This window comes from Arthrobacter sp. P1_A5, from assembly GCF_056406825.1.
On the sequence record NZ_JBFTZL010000204.1, the window covers coordinates 1 to 6064 of the forward strand.

Here is a 6064-nt window from a genome sequence, read left to right on the forward strand (position 1 = left end):
GGCGGGTTCTAACGGTCGTTGCAACACCCAACACTTTGGGAGTTGCAACGACCGTGTCGTTTTTAACGGAGGAAACAGCCCGGCGGCGGAAGTACACGCCGGAGCAGAAGGACCAGTTCTTGTCGGTGGTGGACCGGCTGGGGAGTGTGAGCGCGGCCGCGGCGGAGCTCGGATTCAATCAGATGACGTGCTRTCAATGGGCGCGCAAAGCGGGACTGACTCAAGGGAAGCCGCGAAATCGGCAGGCGGGCCAGAGAAAGTACACGCGTGAGGAGAMGGACGAGTTCTTCGTCGTGTTCGACCGGCTAAAGAGCACGCGGCAGGCTGCCAGGGAACTCGGTTTGAATCCCGACACGTGCGCCGGTTGGGTGCGTAAAGCCGGGTTGAAAAGCTATGGGAAACCGGGGGCGGGCCCTCACCCCGGGCGGGATGAGTACTTCCGGCTGCGCAAGACCGGGTTGAACCGGCGGAAGGCTGCCGCGGTGGTCGGCATACATCTCCGGAGCGCCGAAGAGTGGGACCGCGGGATCCGTAAGTCCGGCGACCGACGCATTTACCCGGATGGCCGGGTGGTCGACTACAAACGTGGTGTGACCACTATGACCCCTCCCGCGGGCACGACCGGACCGGCCCTGGTCCCGTCGATCCCGGTGGCCGCGCTGGAGAAGACCATCGATCCGCGGTTCCTGAGCGTGCAGGAGCGGGAGACGATCCGGGATCTGAAAGCTGCCGGTACTGCAACCAGGGCGATCGCCTACGCCCTGGGACGATCGCCCTCAACGATCAGCCGCGAGCTGGACCGCAACACCGATCCCCGGCTGGGTTACCTGCCGCACGGGGCGCAACGGATGGCCGCCGCCCGGCGCGCACGGCCCAAGAGCGCCAAGCTCGCTGGGGAGTCGGACCTGCGCGACTACGTGAAGGACAAACTGCTCATACGCTGGTCTCCGGAGCAGATCAGCCACACCCTGGTCGAAGAGTTCCCCGACAACCCGGAGATGCGCGTGAGTCCAGAGACGATTTATCAAGCCCTCTACGTCCAGGCAAGAGGGGGACTCAAGCGCGAGATACAGACCGCGCTGCGCACTGGCCGGACCCGCYGCAAACCCCACCGCACCGGCGAGCAACGCACCTCCAGGTTCGTGGATCCGATGGTCATGATTTCCGAGCGCCCCCCCGAAATCGAGGACCGCGCCGTGCCGGGCCATTGGGAAGGGGACCTCATCACCGGCGCCTACAACCAGTCAGCGATCGCGACCCTGGTCGAACGCACCACCCGGTACGTGATGCTCGTCCACCTGCCCGGGGACCACACTGCCGAAACCGTCCGCGACGGACTCGTCAAAACCATGGCCACCCTCCCGGAGCACCTGCGAGGGTCCCTGACCTGGGACCAGGGCGCTGAAATGGCCACCCACAAATCCTTCACCATTGCCACCGACATGCCTGTCTACTTCTGCGATCCGGGAAGCCCCTGGCAACGCGGCTCCAACGAAAACACCAACGGGCTGCTGCGCCAGTACTTCCCCAAAGGCACCGATCTGTCCGTCTACGGACCCGAAGACCTTGAGCACGTCGCGCAGGAACTCAACGGACGCCCACGCAAGACGCTCGGCTGGAATACTCCAGCCGAGCGTCTACGTGATTTACTACTGACCACCTAACCAGCAGGTGTWGCAACGACCCCTAGAAACCGCCATCCGCCGTCGTCCTCTATGTTTGCCTCGGCGGCAGGTCTCCGGTTCAACGCTTCCTGCCCCCGACACCCGGCACGGACGCGACCTGCTTCATCCACGCCGCGATCTGGCGTTCGTCGATGTCGTCCATGGATTTGAGCTCTACACCCCGCGTCGACTTGCCCATCCCCACCGGTGTCACCGGCGGTACAGGCTCGAGCGCTGCGCCATTCACAAACATGAGCTTGACATGGCCAGCAAATCCGCCGCAGCTGAAGCACCACCCGTCGCCGACTCCGTAGTAGGACATGCCCCACTTCACGGAGCGCCGGAGGCCGGGCAGCGTCTTTGCCGCCAAAGCATCGACCGCTTCGGCAGTGCCGCGCTGCGGCTGCGGCAGGCTGGCGATATATGCGAAGACCGGCTTGTCGCCGACCGCCGCTTTCGCCGGGCTTGCCCTGCCGGTCATGGATTCCGGCAGACTTGAGGCGACGTCAACACGCGCACCGGTGCGCGTTGCCGGCTTTTGGGCTTCCCTCTTACCGATCTCCCCGCTGGTCATGGAGGGTATTATGCCTCACCCATCGCGAGACGGAGCCACCACCGTTTTCTCGCGAGCCGTATCGGGCTCTTCGGGGAAGTCTCTACCTGTCCGCAGTTATCGATTCCAGGACGGCCTGGAATGCCGGACTTAATCGTATCCCCAGGCCACCATCCCCTCCCGGCGCAGGGAGGGTTTCGTTTTTTCCACTTCCAGCCCGCGAAGGTTGGCGATCCCCTGGGTTCTGAGGGCTTCGAACCCGCCGAACTTGTATGCGTTGTTGTGACTGAAAACGGTAACCGTGTCCGGGAGGTCGAGCGCGATCATCTCGACGCTGCGCGGCGCGAACTCACACCCAAGTCATGTCCAGGGTTCCGGCCGGGAATCCAGACATGCCCAAGTATCGAGACCGAGATTCGCGTGCATCGCAATGCCCGTAAGCCGATCGGTCTGCAAGGCGTGTGTATGGTGCTGATATGGCTTCTCCGCAGACGCTAAGTGAGCCCGAGCGCCGCGTCGTCGCGGGCTGGGCCGCAGACTGCGCTGAGCGGGTGGTGGCTTTATTTGAGGCCGAGGCTCCTGCAGATGGTCGCCCCCGCGACGCCATCGCCCGGGCCCGGGCCTTCGCTCGCGGTGAGCTCGGTGCCGCCGACGAGATCCGCCGGCGGTTTGTGGCCGGCCGTGCCGCACGCGAGGTTACCAGCCCTGCTGCGGTGGCTGCCGCCCGGTCCGCCACGCAAGCCGCCGCCGTCGCCCACATGGGAGCGCACGCCCTGGGGGCAGCGGCGTATGCCGCGAAAGCGGCCGGACTCGCAGCGCCCGATCGACCCCAGACGATCGACGACGAGATCCACTGGCAACTTGAGCACATGAGCGCCGAAGCCCGGTCCGCGCTCCGGCGCCTGCCACCGCTGGGCGCGAATTCCGCCGGTCCGCTAGGGCCAGGACTTCTCGCATCCGGAATCCTCGCCTCGATCATCCGCACGATCCAGGCCGACTTGGCCCGCCCCGACCGGCCTGCCTCCGCCAGCTGAACGAGGCGGCCATTCGCCGGAGACGGTGGTCGCGGATCCCATCACCTGCTACGATCCCCAGAATCCCCACACGACCGCATGCAGGTCGCAATCACTCAGGAGGTTCGCGATGCCGGACACCACCTGCCACATGTCGATCTCGCTGGACGGCTTCGTCGCCGGGCCGGACCAGAGCCGCGAGAACCCCCTGGGCAAGCGGGGGCTGGAGCTGCACGGCTGGCACATCGGCGACCCGCGCGCCAACGATGCCGACAAGGTAGCGAACGAGTGGCTCATGCGCCCGCGCGGCGCATATGTGATGGGTCGGAACATGTTCGGCCCCATCCGCGGGGACTGGGATGAGGAATGGAAAGGCTGGTGGGGAGCCGAACCGCCCTATCACGCGCCGGTGTTCGTGCTGACCCATCACGGACATGACCCGATCCAGCTGGACGGCGGGACGACCTTCCACTTTGTCACCGAGGGCTTCGACTCGGCCTACTCCGCAGCCTGCCAGGCCGCCGGAGACAAAGGCGTGGACATCGCCGGTGGGGCCTCGACCGTCCGACAGGCACTGATCGCCGGCGTGATCGACGAGCTCACCCTCGACATCGCACCGGTCCTGCTCGGTTCGGGCGAGCGTATTTTCGACGGGGTTGAATCCTTCGGCTTCGAACCCGCCGAGGTGCTTCACTCACCGCTGGCCACCCACATCCGCTATCGCCGCGTCGGCTGACTCCGAACACGCTGCCGGCCTCCCGCGCCGCAGACAGTACGACGTCGTCGACAATCTGGTGGAAGCGGCTAAGGCTTCCGGGGCCCGCGTCCTGCTCGGCGGCAACCCGGGCACCGACCAGCCAGGCTACTTCTACCCACCACCCTCGTAGCCGACATCGACAACAACAACCCCTTGGTGGCGGAGGAGCAGGTCCGCCCGGCCCTGCCGATCGTCCGTTACAGCACGATTGACGAGGCTGTTGCAATGGCTACCGCCCTCGACGTCGGACTCGGAGCCTCTGCCTGGTCCTCGGACTGGTCCACTCGGAATTTGCGGGTCTTGCCCTGCGAGATCATCCGGGGTAATGCTGGACGAAGGGATCCGAGTAGACTTCGAGCTGACGGTTTCCCGGCAGATTGCCAAGTGGAAGCGTGGCGACGCCGAGGTCGACGTGAATCACGAAGCACTGGCCCGCGCGTCGCCGCAAGTATTACTGGATTGATGGTGGCCGGGGCGAACCCTCACGTGACGGTTGCGAGCGTGGCCGCGCCGGTCCCGGCCGCACCAGGCAGGATTGAGGCTTGGATTCCTAAGTGCGACCCCGACGTTGACCACAATCCCAAGCCGGTACGGAATGGTGAACGGCGGCCACCCCTCAGTGGCCGCACCAAACTCGGCGGGAAAGGCTCGAACCGGATGGCCGGAGCAGCCATTCTCTCGTAGGGAGCGTCTGATGCGCGGCGTTCGAATCGGCCAACCAGCGCCGCAGACCCGCGACGGATCCTCGATTTGTCGACCGCAGACGACGAAGGCCGTGGGGGTCCACCAGGAGGTTTAGCCATGTATGAGAGTAGAGAGCAGAACCATCGCCCGGTGATCGAGGGCGGAGGTGAACGTGCGGACGTCGCCCGCGCGTCAGGACAAGGAATTGACCGCCGCAGGGTCTTGGGATCGGGTCTGGCGATGGCCGCCACGGCGGTCTGTTGGGGGCCCGTGCCGCCCCTCGGGCCAGCGCGGCAGCCCCCGGGGAGGCTGGCCCGTTCCAGGAAGTCAGCGGCCATGCCCTGTACCTCTTGCCGCAGGACCACAAATGGCACACGGGCGGAATCTTCGACACCGGGCAGTTCCAGGAGTGGCACTACTGGACCGGCTTCTTCACCGATGACGACACCGGGGAAGAGTTCGGCATTTTCTACAACCTCACGAACAATCCGAGTGCGCCCGGGGGGCCCTCGCTGTGGGAGCAAGGCGTAAGCTTCTCGTTCGGAGACTTCGCCAAGCAGGAGTTGATCTGGGCGCACCAGCCGACCGCTGTTGGCTCATTGCAGGGGACACGGCCGCCGGACTCGACCTCGCCGGACGACTTCCAGTACAGCGCCAAGGGCGAGAACGTGGAATTCACGACGGTGTACCGTGCCGAGCCGGACACGTGGCGCTTCCAATTCACTGGTGTTGCCGCAAACAACAACAACTCACCCCTCGCCATGGACATGGAGAACACGGCCCAGTCACCGTACGGCTACATGCCGGTAGGGCTTGGCGGCTTTGAGAATCAGAACATCCCCTGGAATGGGCAGAATCTGGATCCCGCCAACCTGTACGCGCTGTCCTACTACTACACCGGTCCGATTTCAAAGAGTAAGGGCACCGTCACCATCGGCGGTAAGACCCGCCATCTCACAGGCACGATCTGGTTTGAGCACCAGTGGGGGAACTTCAACTCCGGGCAGCAGGTGTGGACGACTGCGTATACCTGGGGGGCGCTGACGTTCAACGATGGCACCGTCTTCACCTGGCGCCAGTGGTACGGCGCACCCAACGGATCGGCTCCGCTCCAACCGATTCTGGAGATCGGCCGCAACTCGTATGGGACGCCCAACGGCACACCGGACGGCAGCCTCACCTTCCACGTGGGGAACAATGCGGAGTGGAAAGCGTTGAAGACCTGGAAATCACCGGTAAGCGGGCGCAACATCGCCACTCAGGTACAACTGACCAGCACCTTCGGGATCTGGTACCTCACGAGCGTCTTCGACAACTACGAGATGCCCTGGGGCTACCCGCCCTACGGGAACAATCCCTACAGCTTTGTTGAATCCGCGATGTGGGTCCGTAC

Annotated in this window: 7 protein-coding genes and 1 pseudogene; 6 read left to right on the forward strand and 2 right to left on the reverse strand. The window is 64.7% G+C overall.

From position 1 onward, the window contains the following. The first annotated feature begins 458 nt into the window (after positions 1-458). Entirely contained in the window at positions 459-1664 is a 1206-nt protein-coding gene (locus AC1D1S_RS18470) for an IS30 family transposase (RefSeq protein ID WP_476995142.1), read from the forward strand. Between the two features lie 79 nt (positions 1665-1743). On the opposite strand, the gene AC1D1S_RS18475 is transcribed toward AC1D1S_RS18470, so the two are convergent. After that, positions 1744-2238, reverse strand: coding sequence for a DUF1801 domain-containing protein (locus AC1D1S_RS18475; RefSeq protein WP_476995138.1), 495 nt, complete (start codon positions 2236-2238; stop codon positions 1744-1746). A gap of 129 nt (positions 2239-2367) precedes the next feature. After that, a complete protein-coding gene (locus AC1D1S_RS18480) occupies positions 2368-2544 on the reverse strand; it encodes a hypothetical protein (RefSeq protein ID WP_476995139.1) in 177 nt (58 codons plus the stop codon). 149 nt (positions 2545-2693) lie between these two features. Between AC1D1S_RS18480 and AC1D1S_RS18485 the strand changes: the two genes are divergently transcribed. The 5 genes and pseudogenes from AC1D1S_RS18485 to AC1D1S_RS18505 all read left to right on the forward strand — a co-directional run. Beyond that, positions 2694-3251 carry a putative immunity protein gene (locus AC1D1S_RS18485; RefSeq protein WP_476950318.1) on the forward strand — a complete coding sequence of 186 codons (558 nt, stop codon included), beginning with the start codon at positions 2694-2696 and terminating at the stop codon, positions 3249-3251. 109 nt (positions 3252-3360) lie between these two features. Beyond that, positions 3361-3966, forward strand: a complete 606-nt coding sequence (locus tag AC1D1S_RS18490) for a dihydrofolate reductase family protein (RefSeq protein WP_476995140.1) — start codon at positions 3361-3363, stop codon at positions 3964-3966. 19 nt (positions 3967-3985) lie between these two features. Further along, positions 3986-4263: pseudogene (locus AC1D1S_RS18495) on the forward strand (aldehyde dehydrogenase family protein); the annotation flags it as partial. Positions 4264-4312: 49 nt separating this feature from the next. Continuing rightward, entirely contained in the window at positions 4313-4450 is a 138-nt protein-coding gene (locus tag AC1D1S_RS18500; protein WP_476995143.1) for a hypothetical protein, read from the forward strand. A gap of 571 nt (positions 4451-5021) precedes the next feature. Further along, a partial coding sequence (locus tag AC1D1S_RS18505; protein WP_476995141.1) for a lipocalin-like domain-containing protein occupies positions 5022-6064 on the forward strand: 1043 nt, incomplete at its 3' end.